Origin of the sequence: Aporhodopirellula aestuarii (assembly GCF_023701485.1) — a bacterium.
GTDB lineage: Bacteria > Planctomycetota > Planctomycetia > Pirellulales > Pirellulaceae > Rhodopirellula > Rhodopirellula aestuarii.
The window spans coordinates 1-1474 of record NZ_JAMQBK010000157.1; the positions used below are offsets into that span (position 1 = coordinate 1).

The following is a 1474-nucleotide window of genomic DNA, read 5'->3' on the forward strand; positions in this document are numbered from 1 at the left end:
CAGCGTGTTGATTTTCGCATGCCAGCATGCGTCAATCTTTGGCTGGCGGTCATCCGGCGATCGCGGTTGAAAATCTGGTTTGTGGCTTTAGTAAATGTCTCAGTAGCGATGCGGGCTTCGTGATCGGCCCCCATTTTGCCCAGAATACCCTCAGATGCGAGAAAGCTCGCTCGGCGAGCACTGCCAAGTACCTTGGCTTACCAGCACCGGTCAGTTTGCGCATGACTTGGCCCAGGTTGTAGGCCATGACTGCACTCTTGTATCGTTTTTGAACCTGCTCAATTCCTCGAAGCCAGGTCCGGCGAGCTCCTCCAGTATCACAGAGGTGAGCGAATGTTCGCTCGACTCGCTCACTTCGATAACGCTGAAGTTTGCGTCCTCGATTGCCATTCGTGTTCCGACGATTGCGACGGTAGGATGCTTCTCGCTCAGGTGACTTGTCGGTCCACGTTCGCGTGCCTTTACGCTCCGGTTCGGGGATGTAGGTCCGGACGTTGCATTTGTTCTGAAGGTCATCGAGTGTCTGTTCGCTGTGGTAGCCCTTGTCGGCGACCACTTCTTTCACTTCAAGATCGGTGTCAGCTTGTTCCAGGTTCACCTTGGCAGAGTTGACCGTATCTTCGATCGTGCTCGTATCGCCTCGATTGCCGTAGTAGATCTCAGCCGAAACTATCACGTTGGTCTCTAAATCGACAGCATTCTCGGCCTTGTATTTCAGATGAAAACGCCCGTCTTTCATCTTCCCGATACGCGAGTCCGGATCGGTTTCGCTCTGCCAGTCATCGTTACTGACTTTCTTTTTGGGCTTCCGGCTCTTGTCGAATCGCCGAAGCTCTTCGTCGGTGGGATCCTTCTTTCCGGTTTCCTCGGCGTACAGTTTGCGGAGGTATTCTTGCCAATCATCGCCATTGTCTTTTCGGACGATACTCTTCAAGGAAGCGTTGGCTTCCAAGTCGGTCGCGTCGATACCCAATGTCTTGCCAGCGAGCAGTCCGTGATCAGCGTTCGCTTTGAGAATCAATTGGAATGCCAGGTCATGAATCTCCATCGGCAGACGCTCCCGCGTCAGCGATAACGTGCTGTGGTCGGGAGTCGATTCCTCAGGCGAGTAACCCAGGAACTTAGCCAGCGATCGACTATCAGCGCAGCGCCAGGCGATACCACGTTGAGAAGCGATATCTTCGAAGTAACCGATGAAGATCATTCGAAAATAGATGCCAGGAGCGAGTCCTTTGCGGCCGGTCTTCTGATAGTAAGGCTCAGCAGCTTCTTCCAGTTGTTCATCAAATCCGATTTCGATCAACAACTGATTCAAGCGATCATAGAATGCGTTCCGCGGCGCGTTGCAGAGTTTTTCGGTTGCAACCCAAAACGTACCCTGCTGCTCTCGTCGTCGTTTTCCTAATGCCATTTCGGTCCTTCAAGCGTGATTCACACATCGTAACCGAATTAGACGAAAATCAACACGCTGCTA

1 protein-coding gene is annotated in these 1474 nt (G+C 52.5%); it reads right to left on the reverse strand.

The annotated features are described in order from the left end of the window. Positions 1 to 49: 49 nt before the first annotated feature. A complete protein-coding gene (locus NB063_RS32020; RefSeq protein ID WP_250933906.1) occupies positions 50 to 1411 on the reverse strand; it encodes a transposase in 1362 nt (453 codons plus the stop codon). Positions 1412 to 1474 lie beyond the last annotated feature (63 nt).